This is a genomic window from Gordonia jacobaea, assembly GCF_965344965.1.
GTDB classification, from domain to species: Bacteria; Actinomycetota; Actinomycetes; order Mycobacteriales; family Mycobacteriaceae; genus Gordonia; species Gordonia jacobaea.
The window spans coordinates 71,111-92,157 of sequence record NZ_CBDRLS010000003.1 but is presented as its reverse complement, the minus strand read 5'-3'; the positions used below and the strand labels follow the sequence as shown (position 1 = coordinate 92,157).

The window sequence follows — 21,047 nt, the reverse complement described above, 5'->3', positions numbered from 1 at the left end:
CCTGCAACTCAGGACGCGAGCAGGGCATCGATGCCGTTGGTCGTCACGACGGCGCCCAGAATGATCAGCACGGCACCGACGATCACTGAGTTGTATCGCGTGATCACCTCGTCGACCCGCGCCAGCGTCGCTCCTGCGCGGTCTCCGGCCAACTGCGTTGCCACGGTGGGTGCGGCCACTCCTATGCTGCCGACGAGGACGAACACCACGATGCCGACGACCTGAGCGCCGATATTGTCCGTCGCCTCGGCGACGGCGACACCGGCCGCGACAGCGAGGAACAGGTTCTTGGGGTTCAGCGCCGCCATACCGATACCGAAGGCGAAGACCGTTGACCCGCGCATACGCTCTATCGACTCGTACCACGACGGCACCTCGCCCTTGTTCGGGTTCCGCCACGCGCCGTACCACTTCCACACGCCGAGGCCGAGGAGGATGACGCCCACGACGACGCCGACCACCCCGCCGACGGTCCCCGTGTCACCGGCGATGGACACCAGATCGGCAACAGCGACCACTACCCCGCAGACGATTGCGAGCCCGAGAATCCAGCCGAGCAGAAAGCTCCAACCAGCCCCCACCGACCTTCTGATCACCAGCGCCATGCTGACCATCACCAGGGGCGCCGACGCCATCAGTAGGCCAAGTGCAATGGGCAGGACGTCGACTGCAGCGCGAATCACCTGAGCAACATAACCGGACCGCGGCTGCGATGCGGACACTCGGGGGTGCAGCGCGATGGACCGTGTCGCTGACAGACACCAGTCACTGCGGAGATCACCAGGACAGCACCGTGGTCGCGGCGGCCTTTCCCTCATGGAAACGACGTTCGGTCAGGTCACCGTGTCCATCTCGACCCATCCGCAGCACCGACGACGCCCGGGTGCCGTAGCCATCCATGTCGACGAACATCGCCGAGAGCTCGTGTTCACGCTCGGGATCGATGCCCGTGTCCGGCAGTCGCGCGGGGTCGGCCAGGCGCCGATCGTCGAGCATCGCAAGGTAGTCCTCCGGCAGCGCATCCACGTCGGCCGCGACGTGCTGGAACCGTCGAACACCGTCGGTCACCTTGGGCCAGTCGCTGTCGAGCACCCCATTCGACAGTCCGTGCCAGCCGGGCGCCACGGCCCTCGCCTCGGGCACGGGTGCATTCGTCGCCCACCAGACGTCGACGCCGTCGGCCACCAGCAGGTTGACCGGCGCGTATTCGTCGGCGTGTCGCACAAGATGCTCCGCCGCTTCCCGCGGGGTGGCCTCACCGACGAGGAAGTCGACGGGCAGGTCGCCGCGTGATCGTTTGTCCGGCAGCACTTTCGGCTCGCCGATGCGCACATTTGTTACCGCTGCCATCCGTCGTGGCGACGTCGTCGACACGCCCATCCACGTGCCGCCGGCCGTCAGATCACGACCGCCGATGATCGGGGCGTCGGCCCACCGGTGAATGCCGTCGGTCGGTCGCGAGTAGATCTCGTCACGATTGGCGGCCAGGAGAAACTCGTATCTCGGGTCGGCGTCGACGGCGAACAGAATCAGACACACCGCGCGCGACTCCTTCTCACCGACCTCACTGCACAGACCTCACTACACCGAACCTACCGGCAGATAGTGCGCGCGGTTGGCGGCCCGGCGCTGCACCCCGGCGATCTCGCGGACGGCCTGCGCCACCATGCTGCGGTCGAGCGGCGACAACCGTTTCATGTCCAGTACGTCGCTCACATCCTCGCCCCGATCGAACTGTGCGACTTGGTAATTGAGGCGTATCCGTTGCAAGATCTCGAAGACCTCGATCAGGGTGTCGGCCTGGTCGTCGGACAACAACTCGGTTCCCGACGCGGCGCGGAGCCGACCACGTGTGTCGAGTTGCGTCGACCCCACCGACAACGCCGCCCAGCGGGCGAAGTTCACCAGGGGACCGATCGCATGTTCCTTGACGTCGAAGTCGTCGCCTCGACGAGTCAGCACGTCGCGCATCGACCGCATCTTCGCTCTGGTGGCAAGAGCTTCCGCCAGTAAGAGATTCAGCGTTCCGCGATGGCGTCGAAGGTCGGCGAACACCTCGCCGACCGCGGGGAGTCCTTCATCGCCCCAGATGGGACGGGCGTCGATCAACAACGACGTGAGGATCATGCCCTTGTTCTCCAACGGCTCGGCGAGCCACCGTTCCGCTGCCGCGCGCCATTTCGCGTGAGTGCGCGAGAACAACGGCATCGAGGCAATCGCGCCGTTGTCGTCGACGTCCATACCCGCTCCGCGGAGCACGGTGTCGACCTCACCGAAAGCCACTCGATAGGCCTGCACCTGCTCGTCGCTGACATCGTCGGAGAACGAGGCGGCCGAGTCGATGTCGGAACTCAACACTGTCTCCCGACGAGCGTTGCTGCCCAACGACATCCACGTCAGCTTGGTCGGGTCCAGCTCCGGATGGAAGGCGAGAACGAGTTCGAGCGCACGACGGACCACCGCATCGACGACAAGAGAAGCCATCGTGGTAACCGAGTGTGCGGGTTGCTCGCGACGGACCAGATCAGCGATCAGGTACGGCACCCGAGACGCACGCTCCTGCAATTCGACGACGTCACGTGCACGTGAGATCTGCTCGCGCAGAGCAACACTCGGCCCTCCCGGCGCTGACACGAAGTCCGACGGTGCGACGACGCCGCGCACCACTCCCCCCGCGTCGACGACGGGCAGAGCCGTCAGGTCGTTCTCGAGGATCGTGGTGAGCGCGTCGGTGGCCGCGACGTGCGGCGCGACCACGGTTGCGCGACGCGGCGTCAGCTCTGTCACCGGGGTATCGAGCGATGCGCCCGCTGCGACCACTCGTTCGCGGAGGATCGCATCCGTGAGCACTCCGAAACCGCCGTCACGCAACGGAATCAGCACATGGTCACGATTGCGCTCGGTCATCAGTTGGGCCGCCTCCCGCACCGACATGTCGGCCGTGCCGACAACCGGGGCGGAGCGGATGAGGCTCTCGACGGTGTGGTCGACCGATCCGGCAGGCTCACGCCGGTGCGCGACGGTGAGTTTGTCTGCGAAGGCGCCGACCCCGCCGACCTCACCACCCCGCTCATCCTCCGCCATCGTCACTCCCCCTCACCGAATTCCTCGCGAACGTACGTACAAGTCCACACCGACGACGGCGGCCCGCCGTCCACTCCATTGTGGACGACGGGCCGTCGAGTTCTCGCGGCGAGCACGCCGCGGCGTCAGCAGATCAGGCGTCTGCCGAAGCCTTGTCGTCGGACTTCTCCGCATCGCTGCCGGACTTGTCACTGTCGTCCACGGGGACGAGGCTGATCTTGCCGCGCTCGTCGATGTCGGCGATCTCGACCTGAAGCTTGTCGCCGACCTTGACGACATCCTCAACCTTGTTGATGCGCTTGCCCTTACCGAGCTTGCTGATGTGCACCAGACCGTCGCGGCCCGGCAGCAGCGACACGAACGCGCCGAAGGCGGTGGTCTTCACCACGGTGCCCAGGAAGCGCTCGCCCACCTTGGGCAGCTGCGGGTTGGCGATGGCGTTGACCTTGTCGATCGCAGCCTGTGCCGACACGCCGTCGGCAGCACCGATGAACACGGTGCCGTCGTCCTCGATCGAGATGTTGGCGCCGGTGTCCTCGGTGATGCCGTTGATCGTCTTGCCCTTGGGGCCGATCAGCTCGCCGATCTTGTCCATCGGGATCTTGATGGTGGTGATCCGCGGGGCGTACGGGCTCATCTCGTCGGGCTCGTCGATGGCCTCGGCCATCACATCCAGGATGGTCAGGCGCGCGTCCTTGGCCTGGCTCAATGCGCCGGCCAGCACCTTCGACGGGATGCCGTCGAGCTTGGTGTCGAGCTGAAGCGCCGTGACGAAGTCCTTCGTGCCCGCGACCTTGAAGTCCATGTCGCCGAAGGCATCTTCGGCTCCGAGGATGTCGGTGAGCGCGACGTAGCGGGTCTCGCCGTCGACGGTGTCGGACACGAGGCCCATCGCGATGCCGGCGACGGGAGCGCGCAGCGGCACACCGGCGTTGAGCAGCGACATGGTCGACGCACAGACCGAACCCATCGAGGTGGAACCGTTGGAGCTCAACGCTTCCGAGACCTGACGGATCGCGTAGGGGAAGTCCTCGACGCTCGGGATCACCGGCACGAGGGCACGCTCGGCGAGCGCGCCGTGACCGATCTCGCGACGCTTGGGCGATCCGACGCGACCGGTCTCACCGGTCGAGTACGGCGGGAAGTTGTAGTGGTGCATGTAGCGCTTCGACGTCTCGGGTCCGAGCGAGTCGATCTGCTGCGCCATCTTGACCATGTCGAGCGTGGTGACACCGAGGATCTGGGTCTCGCCGCGCTCGAACAGTGCCGAACCGTGGGCGCGAGGGATCACGGCGACCTCGGCCGAGAGCGACCGGATATCGGTGATGCCGCGACCGTCGATACGGAAGTGGTCGGTCAGGATGCGCTGACGCACGAGCTTCTTGGTGACCGAGCGGTATGCCGCACCGATCTCCTTCTCACGACCCTCGAACTGCTCGCCGAGCGAGGCGAGGATGTCGGCCTTGAGCTCGTCGGTCTTCTCGTCGCGCTCCTGCTTACCCGGGATGGTGAGGATCTGCGAGAGACGCTCGGTGGCGGCAGCCGAGACGGCGTCGTAGACGTCGGACTCGTACGCCGGGAAGAGCGGGAACTCAGCGGTCTCCTTGGCAGCAGCCGCGGCGAGCGACTTCTGCGCCTCACAGAGACGAGCGATGAACGGCTTGGCAGCCTCGAGGCCCTCGGCGACGATGGCCTCGGTCGGTGCCTGCGCGCCGCCTGCGACGATGTCGATGACGTTGTCGGTTGCCTCGGCCTCGACCATCATGATCGCGACGTCTGCGTCATCGCCTTCTCCGACGATGCGGCCGGCGACGACCATGTCGAAGACAGCACCTTCGAGCTGCTCGACGGTCGGGAACGCCACCCACTGGCCGGCCTTGTTCTCCTCGGTCGGGATGAGCGCGACACGCACGCCACCGACGGGACCGGAGAACGGCAGACCCGCGAGCTGGGTCGACGCCGATGCCGCGTTGATTGCGACGACGTCGTAGAGATCCTTGGGGTCGAGGCTCAGGACGGTGACGACGACCTGGATCTCGTTACGCAGACCGTCGACGAACGACGGACGAAGCGGACGGTCGATCAGACGGCAGGTCAGGATGGCGTCGGTCGACGGACGGCCCTCACGGCGGAAGAACGACCCGGGAATGCGTCCCGCGGCGTACATTCGCTCTTCGACGTCGACGGTGAGGGGGAAGAAGTCGAAGTGCTCCTTGGGGTGCTTCGACGCCGCTGTCGTCGACAGCAGCATGGTCTCGTCGTCGAGGTAGGCGGTTACCGAACCGGCTGCCTGCAGGGCGAGACGTCCGGTCTCGAACCGGATGGTGCGGGTGCCGAAGCTGCCGTTGTCGATGACGGCCGTTGCCTCGGTGATCGCGTCGTCGAACTCCTCGACGACCTCAGTGGTGGTGACATCTGTCATGTGGGCTATGAATCCCTTCGTGCCGGTCGCATTCGACGCGACCGTGGTGGTGGCCGCTCATAGCGACCCGAATATGCGGATTGGGACCAGGAGCGACAGACTGACGTGCGCTCCCGATGAACTGCGCGAATGAACTCGCGCACCGGGGCGCGCGTAGCGCCACTACCGGCCCAGAACATCGCGCGAAATGGCCACTGCATGCCAGGGCCGCCGTAGTGCGACCCGTGGGTGCTCAGACGGCCTTCGATCGAAGCGGCCGGAATCATCTGGCAATTCCGGCGGCCACTACCGAGGACCGATCTGACTCTGCGACATGTGTGTGAGCACACAAATCCGCAACGTTCCGCTTGTCAGCCTATCATTCCGGCCCCTGAGACCAGGAAGCGACGAGACCGGAAACGACGAACCGGCCACCTCCCGTGGGAGATGACCGGTTCGTTCAGTTCGTGTGTCGCTCAGCGACCGCAGCTCAGGGTCGCTCAGCGACGCAAACCGAGGCGCTCGATCAGCGAGCGGTAGCGTGCGATGTCGACCTTGGCGACGTACTTGAGCAGGCGGCGACGACGGCCGACGAGCAGCAGCAGACCACGACGGCTGTGGTGATCGTGCTTGTGCTCCTTGAGGTGCTCGGTGAGGTCGGTGATGCGCTTGGTCAGCAGCGCGACCTGAGCCTCGGGCGAGCCGGTGTCGGTCTCGTGGAGGCCGTACTCGGTGAGGATTTCCTTCTTCTGCTCGGCAGTCAATGCCATGGAGATACTCCTGTTGTTTCAGTCCCGCGTCATCTGTGACCAGCGGCAATCCCACCCGGGATCGTCAACGCTGATTCGGTGCGCCACCGCGGACTGCAGCGGCACCGACATGTCAGGTTACCAACCGCGCAGGTCCCAACCCAAATCGCGCCAAGGCGTCCGTGGTCCTACGAACCGCTCTGGTTCGCGGCGAGGATGCCTCGGGTCTTGTCGACGTCTCCGCTCATTGCGGTCAGCAGATCGTCGATGCTGTCGAAGTTCTCCATGCCGCGGATTCTGTCGACGAAGTCGACGGCGACGTGCTGACCGTAGAGGTCGGCCGTGGTGTCGAGCACGAATGCCTCGACAGTCCGCGTACGCCCGGAGAACGTCGGGTTGGTACCCACCGACACAGCGGCCTGGTAGCTCTCCCCCGGAATCACCTGGCCCACAACCGGTCCGGGTCCGAGAACCGTGAACCACGCGGCGTACACCCCGTCAGCCGGAATGGCCGCGTACATCGGCGGTGCGACATTGGCTGTGGGATAACCCAATTCGCGCCCACGTCCGTCACCGCGAACCACCACTCCCTCGACGCGGTGGGGCCGTCCGAGGGCTTCTGCCGCGCGCTCGACGTCGCCCGCAGCAACGCACGAGCGGATGTAGGTCGACGAGTAGGTCACCGCGTGCTCGCCGAACAGCGAGATGGCCTGCACCTCGAACCCGAAACGCTGACCGAGCTCTGTGAGCTTCTCGACGTTGCCCGCGGCCTTCTTCCCGAAGGTGAAGTTGGCACCGACCACCACCTCGGCGGCATGCAGGCTCTCGACGAGGACGTTGTGCGCGAAGTCCTTCGGAGAACGCGACGCCAACTCGGGGGTGAACGGCATCACGCAGAACACGTCGATCCCCAACTCCTCGGCCAACTCGGCTCGACGAGTCAGCGTCGTCAACTGTGGTGGGTGCGTTCCGGGGCGAACCACCTCGGCGGGGTGCGGGTCGAACGTCATCAACACCGACGGAATGCCGCGCTCGGCCGCCGCAGAGGTCGCGGCGTGGATCAACTGCGCGTGCCCCCGGTGGACCCCGTCGAACACACCGATGGTGACCACACACCTGCCCCAATCCGCGGGCACCTCGTCCAGACCTCGCCATCGCAACACGCCGACAAGCCTACGGCGACCGACGCCGGTGAACCAGCACCCGCGCCCGCCCGATGCCGATCCGAAGGCGCATCGTGAATCACGCACGTCCACACAGTGAATCGCGGCATGCCACCACACCAATGACAGTTGTCCATGCCGCGATGGCGCCGGGTTCGGTCGGCCATGGGGCTTCGGCGTAGGTAGGCGGGGCTAAGCTCGTTTCATGCCTCAAACCCGAGCTGCCGGTCCCGATACGTCCGTGGCCGAGTTGTCGACGGTCACCCAGGACTACCTCAAGGTCATCTGGACCAGCCAGGAGTGGGCCGAGGTCAAGGTGACCACCAAGATGCTCGCCGACAAGATGGGCGTATCGGCGTCGACGGCGTCGGAGGCGATCCGCAAACTCGCCGATCAGGGCCTCGTCTCACACGAGCGGTACGGCGCAGTCACCCTCACCGACGAGGGTCGGGCGGCCGCGGTGCTGATGGTGCGACGCCACCGTTTGATCGAGACGTTCCTCGTCCGCGAACTCGGCTATGGGTGGGATGAGGTGCACGACGAGGCCGAGGTCCTCGAGCACGCGATGTCCGACCGCTTCATGGCGCGCCTCGACACCAAACTCGGTCATCCAGACCGCGACCCGCACGGCGACCCCATCCCGCGTGTCGACGGCTCGATACCCGCACCGGAGGCGTTCTCACTCGCCGATCTCGACACGGGTGAGGGCGGCAGAATCGCACGAATCTCCGATACCGATCCCGAGGTGCTCCGCTACTTCGACCAACTCGGAGTCGCTCTGGACTGCGTGGTCCACGTCTCCGAGAAACGCCCGTTCGCCGGCACGATCTCGATCTCGATCGACGGCGCCGAGCCGATCGTGCTCGGCGACATCGCCGCTCGCGCGATCTTCCTCGTCGCCGAGCACTGAACACGACGCACTGTCGGGAGCGCGTCAAGCCACGCGTCGCTATCGCAGCGTTGCAGGCCGCACGACCATCACAGAACTCGCCCGACGCCCCTTTTCCTGCACCAGCGCGATGGCCTGCCCGGCGGGGTCGACAACCACGTAGATGCCCTTGCGCCCGATCGGCGTCAACCACCGTCCCTGACTGATGGATTCGGCCTCGTCGTCGTCGATATCGCGGTGCGGGAAGGAGATCAGGGCAGCCTCGTCGATCGTGAGACTGAGCTCGGGGCGTTCGGTCAACTGCTCGAGTGTCCGTGCGTGTTCCAATGTGAACGGGCCGACCGCGGTTCGACGCAGCGCGGTCAGGTGTCCCCCGACTCCGAGTGCCGCGCCGAGATCGCGTGCGAGAGAGCGGATGTAGGTTCCTGCGGAACAGTCGACGACGACGTCGATGTCGACGAACTGCCCCTCGTCGCGACGAGCCAACACGTCGAATCGCGAGACGGTGACCGGCCTCGCGGCGAGCTCGAACTCCTCGCCGGTCCGTGCCAGCGCGTGCGCGCGCCTGCCGTCGACCTTGATCGCGCTGACCCGCGCGGGTATCTGCTCGATGTCGCCGGTGAGTGTCGCGACCGTTGCCGCGATCTGCTCGTCGGTGATCGACGACGCGTCGGCGCTCGAGATGACCTCGCCCATACGGTCGTCGCTGTCGGTTGCGGCGCCCAGTCGGATGGTCGCGGTGTACGACTTGGTCGTCAGCGCGAGCAATCCCAACAGTTTTGTCGCCCGCTCGACACCGACCACGAGCACTCCGGTCGCCATCGGATCGAGTGTGCCCGCATGACCAACTCGTCTGGTGTTGAACAGCTTTCGGCAACGAGAGACCACATCGTGACTGGTGATGCCCTCGTTCTTGTCGACGATGACCAACCCGGCGTTTTCGATCGATGAGTCGGCCATTTCAGCTCATCACGATCGTCGTGGTGATGTAACCGTCGTCGACCAGCCAGCGTCCGGAGAACTCGGTGATCGGTGTTCCCCCGTCGATGACCGAGCCGTCGATCAGGATTCGGGAGCGGAAGGTACCCATATTTTCCGCAGTCTGCTCGAACGTGATGTGGGCATCCTCGAAGCCGAGCCATCGTTGGGTCAGCGGGAACCACGCCTTGTAGGTTGTCTCCTTGGCGCAGAACAGAAGTCGATCCCAGTGCAGCCCCGACGGCCGCTGCGCGATGACGTCGCGTTCGGCAGGAATGCTGGTGTGCTCGAGCACGCCGTCGGGCAGCACGTCGTGCGGCTCGGCGTCGATTCCCAGTGTCCTGACGCCCATCGCGTACGCGACGATGGCGGCACGATATCCGTCGCAGTGTGTCAGGCTGCCCACGATCTGGTTGGGCCACAACGGCATTCCCTTGTCGCCGCGCATGATCGGCGTCGGCTCGATCCCGAGCTGGCCGAGCGCCTGACGGGCGCAGTGTCGCGCCGTGATGAATTCACGACGACGCTTCTCGACGGCGCGCGAGATCAGCGATTCCTCTGCGGGCATCGGCTCGAGACCCGGTGGGTCGCCGAAGGATTCGGCGGAGGCGACGCCGGGTGGGAGGAGTCGTTCGATCACTGGTCGCCCTCCTGACCCGAGCTTGTCTGACCCGAGCTTCGCTGTGCTCGACGCTGCGCCACGCGTTCGGCGAACTCGCGGGCACGCTCGGCGTAATCCGGTGGCAGTGTGAAGCGCGCGCCGTGATCGGGTAAATCCTGTTCGCGCACACCGGGATCGGGTGCGATCTGACGTAGCAGCGGTTCGGGCAGGCCGCGTCGCTTCCACTCGCGCGGGTATCCGACCGACACCTCCTCGAACCGCACGTCGTCGTACCAGGTGGTGCGCGGGATGTGTAGATGTCCGTAGACGCTGCATGCGGCGTTGAACCGCGTGTGCCAGTCGGCGGTGAGTTCACTGCCGCACCACAGTGCGAATTCGGGGTAGAACAGCGCGTCGGTCGGTTCGCGCCGCAGCGGCCAGTGATTGATCAGGATGGTCTTCTCTGCCGGGTCGAGTGCCTCGAGACGCTTGCGTGTCGACTTGATGCGGGCCCTCCCCCACGCGTCACGGGTCGGATACGGCTCGGCGGACAGCAGGAACTCGTCTGTCGCCACCACGTTGCGTTCCCGTGCGACAGCGAGCGCCTGCAGCGCCGTCGAAGTGCCCTCCGGGCGGAATGTGTAGTCGTAGAGCAGAAACATCGGCACGACGCGGACGGGTTCGCTGCCATCGCCTGCGTCGAACAGCGGGTAGATGTCTTCCGGCGTGACCACCCCGATGTCGCGGCACGCCTGGACGAGGTAGTCGTAGCGCGCGACACCGAAGATCTGCAGCGGGTCCTTGGCGGTGGTGTAGAGCTCGTGATTGCCCGGCACCCAGATCACCGTGTCGAATCGAGCCTTGAGTCGACGCAGGGTGTCGATGATGTCGTCGGTGCGTTCGGACACGTCGCCCGCGACGATCAGCCAATCGTCGGGAGCCGACGGTCGAATCTGGTCGACGATGCTCTCGTTGCCGCGGTGCGCGACGTGAAGATCGCTGATCGCCCAGAGTGTAGCCACGAGGATCCATCGTGCCAGATGGCCGCGGCGCCACTGTTTTCAACCGAATGAATCACCGGTGACCCACTCGATGTGGCGTTCCACCGTGTGTCAGGATGCGCACGTGTATCCGAGCCAACCCCAGCCGCCTATTGCACAACCACCTGGGCCTTCGTACCAGCCCCCGTACCCGATGTACCCGGCACGCCGCCGAGCCCGCACACCTCTCGGCGACCGCGGCCCGTGGTGGGCACAAGCCCTGGTCAGCGCAGCGATCGGCGGGTTCTTCTTTGTTGTGAGCTGCGCGCTCCAAATCGCTCTGAGCGAGTTCGGCTTGCACGATTGGTGGAGATTCAGCGTCTGGACGTTGGCAGCCCTGTTATACGTGGGCGTCCTCGCCGTGTGGGCCCGGTCCACTCCGCAACGAATCCTCGGTCCCGGCGCCGCCTTGGTGCTCCTGGGATTGCAACGTGTACTCGACGCACTGTGGGCTGTCTCCGGCCCACGCCTCTACTCGGGCTGGACCTACGCCGAATTCGAATGGTGGTACAGCGCCAATAACGGACTCGTCATTCTTGGCGTCGTGGTGGGGTGGTCACTCGCACGCAGAAGAACTGCCTTCGCGTTGATCGGCATCATCCCGGCGCTCGCGCTCAGCGCGGCGGGGGGATGGATCGAGCAGGCAATCCACTACCCGAAGTCGTACATAACTGCGTCGCTTCTCGACGGCGTCGTATTCATAGGCTTTTGTGTGCTCGGCATCCTCAGTGTGTGGGCCTGCGACGGAATCGGCCTGGCCATCCGACGCGGACGCACTCAGAGCAGACCGCGAACTGCGTACCCACAGCCCGGCTACTGAGTGGACGCCGCGCGAGCCATCGACATTGGTGCCGTCGATCAACCGCGCTCGTGTCCGACCCGCTGCCACCGGCCCGACCGAATCCGCCACACGACGGTCAGCATGCGAATCACCATGAACACCACGAGGCCCGTCCAGATGCCGGCCAACCCCCAGTCGAAGGCCAGAGACAGCCAGATCAGCGGTAAGAACCCGACGAGCGCTGCCACCAACGTCGCAGTCCTCAGGTAGGCGGCGTCGCCGCTGCCCAGGAGCACGCCGTCGAGCGCGAAAACGACACCCGCGATCGGCAGCATGGCCACGAAGAACCACCAGGGCGTGCCGATGGCGTCAAGCACACGGGCGTCGCTGGTGAACAGCCGCGGCAGCACGCCGGCGCCGAGGGCGAAGACCGCTGCCATTGTCGATGCGGCCACCACCGAGACGATGGTGACCCGGCGGGCGACGTTCTGCGCCGCTGTGACCGCACCCGCCCCGAGCGCGGCACCGACCAACGCCTGGGCTGCGATGGCCACCGAGTCGAGGAACAGCGACATGAACTCCCACAGTTGAAGTGTCAACTGATGAGCGGCGACGGCGGCCACCCCGAAGCGGGCGGCAACGGCAGCAGCCGAGAGGAAGCACACCTGGAACGAGAGGCTGCGCGCAACGAGGTCGCGCGCCATCACGAGTTGGGCCCTGATCACGGCCCATCGAGGACGTAGCGCGCGACGCCCACCGTCGGGAAGTACCTCACGGAGGAGTCGCACCGCGAACAGCAGACCGGTGATCGACTGTCCGACGACGTTGGCAACTGCGCTGCCCTGCAAGCCAAGCCGTGGGAAGAACCACATCCCGTGAACCAGCCCAACCAGCAGAACCGCCCCGATCGACAACCCGATCACGACGTACACGACCGGTCGACGGGTCTCCTGGACGCCACGCATCCAGCCGTTGCCCGCCATCGACACAAGAATGAGCGGCACGCCGAAGCATGCGATTCGCAACCACGACGTCGCTTCCGCCGCAACGTGACTCGCATCCGGACCCGACGTGCCGACCATGAGTCGCATCACCCACGGCGCGAGCGGATAGATCACGGCGACGATCACTGCACCGACGCCGAGCGCGAGCCACGTGGCCTGCACGCCCTCTCCCACCGCACCCGCGCGATCGCCCGCGCCGAACCGTCGAGAAGATCGCGCGGTTGTCCCGTACGAGAGAAAGGTGAGCTGGGTGCTGATCACGGAGAGCACCAGAGCGCCGACGCCGAGCGCGGCCAGTTCGTCGCCGCCGAGGCGTCCCACGACGGCGAGGTCGAGGAGTAGATAGAGCGGCGGCGCGGTCAGCACCGCAAGCGCCGACACCGACAACACGGCGATGCGGCGTATCCCCGTGTCCGGGGCGCTCGCCTGGGCATCGGCCTGTCGGGCGGGCTCGGTCAGAGCAACCCCACCAGCCGGTCGACGACCTCAGACGCGCTCCCGGTATCGCTGTACCCGGAGGCGTGTCGATGTCCGCCGCCGCCGAGTGCGCGTGCGATCGGAACCAGATCGACCGAGGCCTTCGACCGCAACGAGACCGTCCAACTCGCCGGTTCGATCTCCTTGAACACCGCCGCGATCTCGGCGCCTGCCGTGGTTCGCACGATATCGATGATGCTCTCGGATTCTTCCCAGCTCATGCCGACCATCGCGTCGTGATCGACGACGGCGTAGACGAGTCCCGCACCGTCGGCTGCTTCCGGGACGAACGTCGCCGAAGCCAACACCCCGGCCACCATGGACAGCCACGAGAAGGGGTGGGTGTCGAACAGCGCCCGACTCCACCGTCGACCGTCGACTCCGCTGTCGAGCAGTCGCGCCGCGACCCGAAACGAGTCGGGGCGCGCCCACTTGAACGATCCCGTATCTGTCGCGAGACCCGCGTACAGGCACGTCGCGATGTCGGCGTTCAGCGGAACGTCGAGTTCGTCGATGAGTCGCAGGACGAGCACCGCGGTGCAGTCGGCGTCGGGGTCGACGAAGTCGAGGTCGCCGAAACCCCCGTTGGACATGTGATGATCGACGACGACCGATGTGACCGCACGCTCGAAGACCGCGGCCAGCTCGCCGAGCCGATCAGGTCCTGCGGCGTCGACCGACACCGTCACGTCGTGACCCTTGAGTGCATCGGGTTCGACGAGCAGGTCCCGCGCCCCCGGCAGGTCGCGCAGGGCAACGGGCAGGCTCTCGGGACCGGGATAGGAGACCTCGACGTCGAGGCCGCGTGTCTTCAACGCAAGCCCCAGCGCTAGTCCACTACCGATGGTGTCTGCGTCGGGTCGCACATGGCAGAGAATCGTCACCGCCGATGCCCCACCGAGGGCATCTGCGATCGCCGCAGTGGAGGCAGTGGTCACCCGCGTGAACCGTCCTCGCTGTCTTCGTCCTTGCTTCGATACGGGTCCGCGTCACCGGCGGGTTGCGCTTCCTTCGCCTGACGCGCGACGAGTTCGTCGTTGGCACGTGCGCGTGCCACGAGTTCTTCCATGTGCCGCGCGGCGTCGGGAACGGTGTCGAGGACAAAACTCAATGTCGGGGTGAAGCGCACGCCTGTTCCGGCGCCGACCTTCGAGCGGAGAATCCCGGTCGCCTTGGCGAGTCCCGCGGCAGCGGCCTCGTAGTCGGGTTCGGCGTCGATCGATTCGCCCATGACGGTGTAGAAGACCGTCGCGTCGTGCAGGTCGTTGGTCACCTTGGTATCGGTGATCGTGACGTGGGCCAGCCGCGGGTCCTTGATGTCGTGGGCGATCGACGACGCCACGATCGACGAGATCCGCTTGGCCATTCGCTGTGCCCGTGCCGGGTCAGCCATGGGATGTCCTTCCTCCAGAATCGAACCAGCGAGAATCGAACCACTGAGAATCGAACCACGCACTGTGAATGAGGAACGTACTCCCCTTCCGGGGCCGTTGAGCACCAAGTGCCCTCAGGCCCCGGAAGGGGAGCGTGTTCGACGATCCGCGCGTCAGTCGCGCGGCTTCTCCTGCAACTCGTAGCTCTCGATGACGTCGTCGACCTTGATGTCGCTGTACGTCAGCGTGAGACCACATTCGTAGCCTTCGCGAACCTCGGTGACGTCGTCCTTCTCGCGTCGCAGCGACGAGATCGTGAGATTCTCGGCGACCACCACGTTGTCGCGCAGCAGACGAGCCTTCGCGTTGCGGCGGATGAGACCGGACTGCACCAGGCAACCGGCGATGTTGCCGACCTTCGAGCTCTTGAAGATCGCGCGGATCTCGGCGCGGCCGAGCTCCACCTCTTCGTAGATCGGCTTGAGCATGCCCTTGAGCGCGCTCTCGATCTCGTCGATGGCCTGGTAGATCACCGAGTAGTACCGGATGTCGACGCCTTCGCGGTTGGCGAGCTCTGTGGCCTTGCCCTCCGCACGGACGTTGAAGCCGATGATGATCGCATCCGACGCCGCGGCCAGGTTGACGTTGGTCTCCGTCACGCCACCGACACCACGGTCGATGACGCGCAGCGAGACCTCGTCGCCCATGTCGATACCGAGCAGCGCCTCTTCGAGCGCCTCGACGGTACCTGCGTTGTCGCCCTTGAGGATCAGGTTCAGCTGGCTGGTTTCCTTCAGCGCCGAATCGAGGTCCTCGAGGCTGATCCGCTTGCGGCTACGTGCGGCCAACGCGTTGCGCTTGCGCGCGTTGCGCCGGTCGGCGATCTGCCGGGCGGTGCGATCTTCTTCGACGACGAGCAGGTTGTCACCTGCACCCGGCACCGACGTGAAGCCGATGACCTGGACGGGTCGCGAAGGCAGAGCCTCGTTGACGTCGTCGCCGTGCTCGTCGACCATGCGTCGCACACGACCGTAGGCATCGCCTGCCACCACGGAGTCGCCGACACGCAGCGTTCCGCGCTGGACCAGCACTGTCGCCACAGGTCCGCGACCGCGGTCGAGGTGCGCCTCGATGGCGACACCCTGGGCGTCCATGTCGGGGTTGGCACGCAGATCGAGCGACGCGTCGGCAGTCAGCAGCACCGCTTCGAGCAGCTGCTCGATGTTGGTGCCCTGCTTGGCCGAGATGTCGACGAACATCGTGTCGCCGCCGTACTCCTCGGGGATCAGCCCGTATTCGGTGAGCTGGCCGCGGATCTTCGACGGATCGGCGCCTTCCTTGTCGATCTTGTTGACCGCGACCACGATCGGCACATCTGCTGCCTGCGCGTGGTTCACGGCCTCCACCGTCTGCGGCATGACGCCGTCGTCGGCGGCGACCACGAGGATCGCGATGTCGGTCGACTTTGCACCACGGGCACGCATGGCGGTGAACGCCTCGTGACCCGGGGTGTCGATGAACGTGATCAGACGATCGTCGCCGTTGAGGTGCGTATTCACCTGGTAGGCACCGATGTGCTGGGTGATGCCACCGGCCTCGCCCTCACGCACATTCTCCTTACGGATGGTGTCGAGCAGGCGAGTCTTGCCGTGGTCGACGTGACCCATGACGGTGACCACCGGCGGACGCTGTTCGAGATCCTCTTCGCCGCCCTCGTCCTCACCGTAGGAGAGATCGAAGCTCTCGAGGAGCTCGCGATCTTCGTCCTCCGGGCTGACGACCTGGACGTTGTAGTTCATCTCGGAGCCGAGCAGCTCCAGCGTCTCGTCGTTGACCGACTCGGTCGCCGTGACCATCTCGCCGAGGTTGAACAGCGCCTGGACCAGCGATGCCGGGTTGGCGTCGATCTTGTCGGCGAAGTCGGACAGCGAAGCGCCGCGGGCGAGACGGATCGTCTCACCGTTGCCGCGCGGCAGCCTGACGCCACCGACGGCCGGAGCCTGCATCGAGTCGTACTCTTGCCTCTTCTGACGCTTGGACTTGCGACCCTTGCGGGGTGCACCACCCGGACGTCCGAACGCACCGGCTGCGCCGCCACGACCGCGACCGCCGCCACCGGGGCGTCCGCGGAAACCTCCGGGAGGACCTCCCGGTGCTCCGCCGGGCGCGCCTCCGCCGCCACCGCGATAGCCTCCGCCACCGCCGCCACCGCGACCGCCTGGTCCGCCGCCGCGGCCCGGTCGGCCTGCGTCGGGACGTGCCGCACGACTGGGCATGGCACCCGGGTTAGGGCGAGGGGGCATGTTGCCCGGGTTCGGGCGGGGTCCGCCCTGACCCGGTGCGGGACGTGCTCCAGCACCGCCGGGACCGGGGCGCCCTGCACCCTGACCTGGTCGGCCCTGTGTGGGACGTCCGCCACCCGGGCGGGGTCCGCCCTGGCCGGGTCCGGGACGTGGTGCCGCCGGGCGCGGAGCTGGTGCGGGTGCAGACGAATACGGATTGTTTCCGACGCGAGGCGCACGCGGACCGGGCTTGGGCCCGGGACGTGGACTCGTCGGCGTCGGCGCGGAAGCCTGAGCTGCCGCGGGCGTCGGCTTCTGTGCCGGCGCCGGGGTGGGCGCGGCGGCAGGTGCCGGGGTGGCTGCAGGCGCGGGCGCTGGTGCCGACTGTGCGGCAGCAGGCGTCGGTGCTGGTGCAGGTTTCGGAGCCGCCGGCTTGGGGCCGGGGCGAGCTGCGCCGGGCTTGGGCGCAGCAGAGTTGTCACGAGCCGCGGCACCCGGCTTGGGTGCTGCCGACTTCGTGGAGTCGTTCTTGGTTGCTCCCCCGTTAGCTGCGGGGAAGGATTCGCGGAGTCGGCGGGCCACGGGGGCCTCGACGGTCGACGACGCGGATTTGACGAACTCGCCCTGTTCTTTGAGACGTTCGAGCACTTGCTTGCTCGTCACGCCAAGTTCCTTGGCCAGTTCATGCACGCGGGCTTTGCCTGCCACTGCTCTCCTCACTTGGAGGCCGAGCGGCTTGCCCGCCACGGCCTCGGATTACGTCCGATACGTGCTCATCGTGGTGACTTCACGGTGTGCTCATGTCTTCTGCTACCTGTTCTGGCCCGTTAGGGCCGCTCTCGTCCGTGCTGTCTCCCGAGCGGGTGTACAGCACTTCTTTGAGGTCGGACTGGTCTACGACCAGTCCCGGACTCCTCAGCGCCCGGGCAAACGCGTGGCGTCGAACCGCGGCGGACACGCAGTCCGCCATCGGATGCAGCCAAGCACCTCGCCCAGGCATGGTCTTCGCGGTGTCGACCGCGATCCTCGGGCCGCTCGCGCCGGTGACGACGACGACACGGACCAGATCTGCGATGCCGGCTCGTTGCCGACATCCCAGACACATACGGATCGGACCTTGCGGAGAATGACTCTCGGAAGAATCGTTCCGCGGACCGGACCGGTCACCACCATCGGAAGCGTGTCCACAGGGGGCGGCCGGCCGCATTCGCGTGACCATCGATCAGTCTAGCGCGCCGAGCACCGAACTGGACAACCGGACCTCATGACGCGCGTCCGGTGCCCGGCCCGCCCGCCTGTCCGGCGGGTGCACCGGGAGCGTCGTCGGCGTCGGAACGGATGTCGATTCGCCAACCCGTCAGTCGAGCGGCCAGGCGGGCATTCTGACCTTCCTTACCGATCGCGAGCGAGAGCTGATAGTCGGGCACCACGACACGCGCGGCTTTCTGTGCGGCGTCGACGACCTCCACCGAGACGACCTTCGCAGGCGACAGTGCGTTCCCGACGAACACGGCGGGATCGGTGTCGTAGTCGATGATGTCGATCTTCTCGCCGGACAACTCGCTCATCACGTTGCGCACGCGCTGCCCCATCGGACCGATGCACGCGCCCTTGGCGTTGAGTCCGCTGACACCGGTGTGCACGGCGATCTTGGAGCGGTGACCCGCCTCGCGCGCCACGGCGACGATCTCGACCGACCCGTCCTCGATCTCGGGGACCTCGAGGGCGAACAGTTTGCGGACCAGGTTCGGATGCGTTCGTGACAGCGTGATCTGCGGTCCGCGCGGGCCCCGCGAGACCCCGACGACGTAGCACTTGATGCGCTCGCCGTGTTTGTAGCTCTCCCCTGGCACCTGCTCAGCGGGAGGGATGACTCCCTCCGCACTATTGGCGTCGCTACCGATCTGCACGACGATCATGCCGCGTGCGTTGGCGCGGGCGTCCTGCTGGACGACGCCGCCGACGATCTCGCCCTCGTGGGTGACGAAATCGCCGAAGTTCTTCTCGTTCTCCGCATCACGCAGACGCTGCAGGATGACCTGACGGGCGGTGGTGGCCGCGATCCGGCCGAATCCCTCGGGGGTGTCGTCGTACTCGTGGACGACGGTGCCGTCCTCGTCGACCTCCTGGGCCATCACCCGGACCGCCCCGCTCTTGCGATTGACGTCGATGCGCGCGTGCGGCGCGAACCCGTCGGTGTGGCGGTATGCGGTGAGCAATGCGGTCTCGATGGCGGTGATCACGGTGTCGATCGAGATTCCCTTGTCGGCCTCGATCATGCGCAGTGCATTGATGTCGATGTTCATTGGGCGCTCCTATTCACTTGTCGGCTGCTATGGAATTTTTCGGCTGTGTCGTTCGGTTCTGAAGTCAGTTTCGTCGCCCCGGTTTGTGTCGTCGGCCGCGTTGTCGGGTCGCTACGAGGTGACGGTGTCGCGACGTTGCGCGATCTGTTCGTCGTCGAGCCCGCACAATCGCAGTTCGGCGACTCCCGGCCGCGAGAAGTCGACGTCGACCACGGCGCGTGTGACCGCGTCGAGTTCGACGGCGCGCACCCGGAAACGCCCGCGGTCGTTGCTCACGATGTCGACCTGGCCGTCGTGTAACGGTCCGACCCTGCCGGCGACACGGGCAGGCCCGTCGTCGTCCACGAGATCGATGAGCACCTTGCGTCCGGCAGCGCGACGCCACTGGCGTTCGGTCGTGAGCGGCCTGTCGACGCCGGGTGAGGTGACCTCGAGCGTGTCGATGTCGGAGTAGGCGGGATCGGCGTCGAGCGCGTCCGACAGTTCGCGACTGAGGTCGGCGAGCTCGTCGAGGGAACCTCCCCCGTCCCGATCGACGATCACGACGACAGCGTCGCCGTCCGCACCCTGGGTGACCGCGACGTCTTCGACGTCGAATCCGCGGTCGGCGACAAAGGTGTCGACGAGTGTGCGGAGTTGTCGTGTATCGATGCTCATTGCTCCCCTCACTCCTCGTCTTCGCTTGCCGCGCAGCGTGTTCAGTTGCGGTCGTCAGTTGTGTTCGTAGCCATCGGTCGGCTTTCGCGACGATTGCTCTGCCGCATCCGACGGCACCCCATTCTAGTCGATCTTCGACCCTGTCCCGACCACCTTGCGACCGGCCTCGGACTCGGCAGGCTACTTCAGACCGCCAGACCTCTCGCGGCCCGTGCGGCGCCCGTGTGTCGGGCTGGCATCATGTGTCGGGTGAAGCCAGCAGCCACCGATGTACTCGACGCCGTGGATCGTCGTGCCGTCTTGCGAGGCGGCCTCGCGCTCGGTGCCGGAGCACTCGTGATCGGCGCGTCGAGCGCATGCGACAGCGGCCCGACGCCCAATGAGATCACCGCGACCGCCCTGCTCCCCTTGGCCAAGGCTGCCCGCTCCGACGCTGCGGCAGCGCGTTCCCTCGCCCCTCGCCTTCCGACATACAGCGCGGCGCTCGGAGTGATCGCCGAGCAGCGTGACGCCCACGCGACCGCCCTCTCGCAGGAGGTCCAACGCCTCGACGCCGACACGGCCAACCAGTTGTCTGCCGCACCGTCGGCATCCGCGACTCCCGGCTCGACCGGTGCGGGGGCGTCGTCGACGTCCGCACCGGAGTCGTCGTCGACGGCGGGCACGCTCGACGAGCTGCGCTCGGCGCTGCGTGCGTCGACCCGCGCGGCACACGACGCCGCGATCTCACTGAAGGGCTACTCGGCAGGATTGGCCGGGTCGGTCAGCGCTTCGGTCGCAACACTCGTGGAGGTGCAGCTCGCATGACCGCCACAACCGACGCTCTGGCCGCGGCGACGCAGGCCGAGAATGCCGCGATCTTCACATACGGGGTCACGACGGCCTTCGTGTCCGCGACTCGACGCACCACTGTCGCCGACTACACCGCCGCCCACCGCGCCGCGCGAGACGCCCTGAACGCCGCCATCTTGGCAGGGGGTGCGACGCCACCCGACATGGCCTCCGGGTACACCTTGCCGGTGCAGGTCACCGACCCCACCAGTGCCGCCCGCGCCGCGCTGGCTGCCGAAAATGATTGCGCCACGGCATATCGCTCCGCACTCGAGCGAGCCGACTCCGAATCAGCGCGCCGCCTGGCCGTCGACCAACTCACCGACTGCGCGCAGCGAGCAGCCACCTGGCGTGCCGCGCTCGGCGAGCGGCCGGTGACCGTCGCGTTCCCGGGCCAGCCGCAGTAGTCCGAGCGGCCGCAATACCCCTCA

Annotated in this window: 20 protein-coding genes; 4 read left to right on the top strand and 16 right to left on the bottom strand. The window is 66.4% G+C overall.

All coding sequences use genetic code 11. The features are described 5' to 3' along the window. Nucleotides 1-8 precede the first annotated feature (8 nt). The 6 genes from ACRVY7_RS11230 to ACRVY7_RS11205 form a co-directional block, all read right to left on the bottom strand. The gene (locus ACRVY7_RS11230) at nucleotides 9-683 is read right to left on the bottom strand and encodes a GAP family protein (RefSeq protein ID WP_431817127.1); all 675 of its coding nucleotides are present in this window, start codon (nucleotides 681-683) and stop codon (nucleotides 9-11) included. 94 nt (nucleotides 684-777) lie between these two features. Then, a complete protein-coding gene (locus ACRVY7_RS11225; RefSeq protein WP_431817126.1) occupies nucleotides 778-1,539 on the bottom strand; it encodes an NRDE family protein in 762 nt (253 codons plus the stop codon). Nucleotides 1,540-1,581: 42 nt separating this feature from the next. Beyond that, the gene (locus ACRVY7_RS11220) at nucleotides 1,582-3,084 is read right to left on the bottom strand and encodes a putative nucleotidyltransferase substrate binding domain-containing protein (protein WP_431817125.1); all 1,503 of its coding nucleotides are present in this window, start codon (nucleotides 3,082-3,084) and stop codon (nucleotides 1,582-1,584) included. A 133-nt stretch (nucleotides 3,085-3,217) separates the two neighbouring features. Next, nucleotides 3,218-5,506, bottom strand: a complete 2,289-nt coding sequence (locus tag ACRVY7_RS11215; protein WP_049697133.1) for a polyribonucleotide nucleotidyltransferase — start codon at nucleotides 5,504-5,506, stop codon at nucleotides 3,218-3,220. Between the two features lie 479 nt (nucleotides 5,507-5,985). Next, nucleotides 5,986-6,255 carry a 30S ribosomal protein S15 gene (rpsO, locus tag ACRVY7_RS11210; RefSeq protein WP_005204469.1) on the bottom strand — a complete coding sequence of 90 codons (270 nt, stop codon included), beginning with the start codon at nucleotides 6,253-6,255 and terminating at the stop codon, nucleotides 5,986-5,988. Nucleotides 6,256-6,422: 167 nt separating this feature from the next. Beyond that, nucleotides 6,423-7,397, bottom strand: coding sequence for a bifunctional riboflavin kinase/FAD synthetase (locus ACRVY7_RS11205; protein ID WP_064862099.1), 975 nt, complete (start codon nucleotides 7,395-7,397; stop codon nucleotides 6,423-6,425). 205 nt (nucleotides 7,398-7,602) lie between these two features. Here ACRVY7_RS11205 and ACRVY7_RS11200 point away from each other — a divergent pair, with 205 nt between their 5' ends. Further along, complete coding sequence (locus tag ACRVY7_RS11200) at nucleotides 7,603-8,307, top strand: metal-dependent transcriptional regulator (protein ID WP_005204465.1); 705 nt, start codon at nucleotides 7,603-7,605, stop codon at nucleotides 8,305-8,307. A gap of 39 nt (nucleotides 8,308-8,346) precedes the next feature. Here the strand turns inward: ACRVY7_RS11200 and truB are convergent, their stop codons facing one another. Genes truB through ACRVY7_RS11185 form a run of 3 tightly spaced genes read right to left on the bottom strand, consistent with a single transcriptional unit; the run spans nucleotide 8,347 to nucleotide 10,887 of the window. Continuing rightward, a complete protein-coding gene (truB, locus tag ACRVY7_RS11195; protein ID WP_431817124.1) occupies nucleotides 8,347-9,246 on the bottom strand; it encodes a tRNA pseudouridine(55) synthase TruB in 900 nt (299 codons plus the stop codon). A gap of 1 nt (nucleotide 9,247) precedes the next feature. Next, entirely contained in the window at nucleotides 9,248-9,904 is a 657-nt protein-coding gene (locus tag ACRVY7_RS11190; RefSeq protein WP_005204461.1) for a 4'-phosphopantetheinyl transferase family protein, read from the bottom strand. After that, nucleotides 9,901-10,887: a metallophosphoesterase family protein gene (locus ACRVY7_RS11185; protein ID WP_431817123.1), complete on the bottom strand. Its 987-nt coding sequence runs from the start codon at nucleotides 10,885-10,887 to the stop codon at nucleotides 9,901-9,903. Before ACRVY7_RS11185 ends, ACRVY7_RS11190 begins: the two co-directional genes overlap by 4 nt. A 346-nt stretch (nucleotides 10,888-11,233) precedes the next feature. Between ACRVY7_RS11185 and ACRVY7_RS11180 the strand changes: the two genes are divergently transcribed. Continuing rightward, nucleotides 11,234-11,725, top strand: a complete 492-nt coding sequence (locus tag ACRVY7_RS11180; protein ID WP_431817122.1) for a hypothetical protein — start codon at nucleotides 11,234-11,236, stop codon at nucleotides 11,723-11,725. Nucleotides 11,726-11,763: 38 nt separating this feature from the next. On the opposite strand, the gene ACRVY7_RS11175 is transcribed toward ACRVY7_RS11180, so the two are convergent. The 7 genes from ACRVY7_RS11175 to rimP form a co-directional block, all read right to left on the bottom strand. Beyond that, nucleotides 11,764-13,086 (bottom strand): MATE family efflux transporter, encoded by a 1,323-nt coding sequence (locus ACRVY7_RS11175; RefSeq protein ID WP_431817501.1) that lies wholly within the window; start codon nucleotides 13,084-13,086, stop codon nucleotides 11,764-11,766. 59 nt (nucleotides 13,087-13,145) lie between these two features. After that, a complete protein-coding gene (locus tag ACRVY7_RS11170; RefSeq protein WP_431817121.1) occupies nucleotides 13,146-14,105 on the bottom strand; it encodes a DHH family phosphoesterase in 960 nt (319 codons plus the stop codon). Continuing rightward, the gene (rbfA, locus tag ACRVY7_RS11165; protein ID WP_064869920.1) at nucleotides 14,102-14,560 is read right to left on the bottom strand and encodes a 30S ribosome-binding factor RbfA; all 459 of its coding nucleotides are present in this window, start codon (nucleotides 14,558-14,560) and stop codon (nucleotides 14,102-14,104) included. The genes ACRVY7_RS11170 and rbfA overlap by 4 nt, the downstream gene beginning before the upstream one ends. Nucleotides 14,561-14,713: 153 nt before the next feature. After that, nucleotides 14,714-17,530, bottom strand: a complete 2,817-nt coding sequence (gene infB, locus ACRVY7_RS11160; RefSeq protein WP_431817120.1) for a translation initiation factor IF-2 — start codon at nucleotides 17,528-17,530, stop codon at nucleotides 14,714-14,716. Between the two features lie 79 nt (nucleotides 17,531-17,609). Next, nucleotides 17,610-17,927, bottom strand: coding sequence for a YlxR family protein (locus tag ACRVY7_RS11155; protein WP_152929968.1), 318 nt, complete (start codon nucleotides 17,925-17,927; stop codon nucleotides 17,610-17,612). Between the two features lie 157 nt (nucleotides 17,928-18,084). Beyond that, a complete protein-coding gene (gene nusA, locus ACRVY7_RS11150) occupies nucleotides 18,085-19,128 on the bottom strand; it encodes a transcription termination factor NusA (protein ID WP_431817119.1) in 1,044 nt (347 codons plus the stop codon). Nucleotides 19,129-19,239: 111 nt separating this feature from the next. Beyond that, nucleotides 19,240-19,785, bottom strand: coding sequence for a ribosome maturation factor RimP (rimP, locus tag ACRVY7_RS11145; protein WP_049697122.1), 546 nt, complete (start codon nucleotides 19,783-19,785; stop codon nucleotides 19,240-19,242). Nucleotides 19,786-20,025: 240 nt separating this feature from the next. Between rimP and ACRVY7_RS11140 the strand changes: the two genes are divergently transcribed. After that, a complete protein-coding gene (locus ACRVY7_RS11140) occupies nucleotides 20,026-20,592 on the top strand; it encodes a hypothetical protein (protein ID WP_431817118.1) in 567 nt (188 codons plus the stop codon). Beyond that, nucleotides 20,589-21,023 (top strand): ferritin-like domain-containing protein, encoded by a 435-nt coding sequence (locus ACRVY7_RS11135; protein ID WP_431817117.1) that lies wholly within the window; start codon nucleotides 20,589-20,591, stop codon nucleotides 21,021-21,023. Before ACRVY7_RS11140 ends, ACRVY7_RS11135 begins: the two co-directional genes overlap by 4 nt. The last annotated feature ends 24 nt before the right edge of the window (nucleotides 21,024-21,047 follow it).

Excerpts from the sequence above, each read along its gene's own strand:
- ACRVY7_RS11220 (WP_431817125.1), bottom strand. The coding sequence starts at position 3,084 with ATGGCGGAGGATGAGCGGGGTGGTGAGGTCGGCGGGGTCGGCGCCTTC.
- ACRVY7_RS11215 (WP_049697133.1), bottom strand. The coding sequence starts at position 5,506 with ATGACAGATGTCACCACCACTGAGGTCGTCGAGGAGTTCGACGACGCG.
- rbfA (WP_064869920.1), bottom strand. The coding sequence starts at position 14,560 with ATGGCTGACCCGGCACGGGCACAGCGAATGGCCAAGCGGATCTCGTCG.
- ACRVY7_RS11200 (WP_005204465.1), top strand. The coding sequence starts at position 7,603 with ATGCCTCAAACCCGAGCTGCCGGTCCCGATACGTCCGTGGCCGAGTTG.
- truB (WP_431817124.1), bottom strand. The coding sequence starts at position 9,246 with ATGGCCGACTCATCGATCGAAAACGCCGGGTTGGTCATCGTCGACAAG.
- rpsO (WP_005204469.1), bottom strand. The coding sequence starts at position 6,255 with ATGGCATTGACTGCCGAGCAGAAGAAGGAAATCCTCACCGAGTACGGC.
- ACRVY7_RS11155 (WP_152929968.1), bottom strand. The coding sequence starts at position 17,927 with ATGTGTCTGGGATGTCGGCAACGAGCCGGCATCGCAGATCTGGTCCGT.
- rimP (WP_049697122.1), bottom strand. The coding sequence starts at position 19,785 with ATGAGCATCGATACACGACAACTCCGCACACTCGTCGACACCTTTGTC.
- ACRVY7_RS11140 (WP_431817118.1), top strand. The coding sequence starts at position 20,026 with ATGTGTCGGGTGAAGCCAGCAGCCACCGATGTACTCGACGCCGTGGAT.
- nusA (WP_431817119.1), bottom strand. The coding sequence starts at position 19,128 with ATGAACATCGACATCAATGCACTGCGCATGATCGAGGCCGACAAGGGA.
- ACRVY7_RS11135 (WP_431817117.1), top strand. The coding sequence starts at position 20,589 with ATGACCGCCACAACCGACGCTCTGGCCGCGGCGACGCAGGCCGAGAAT.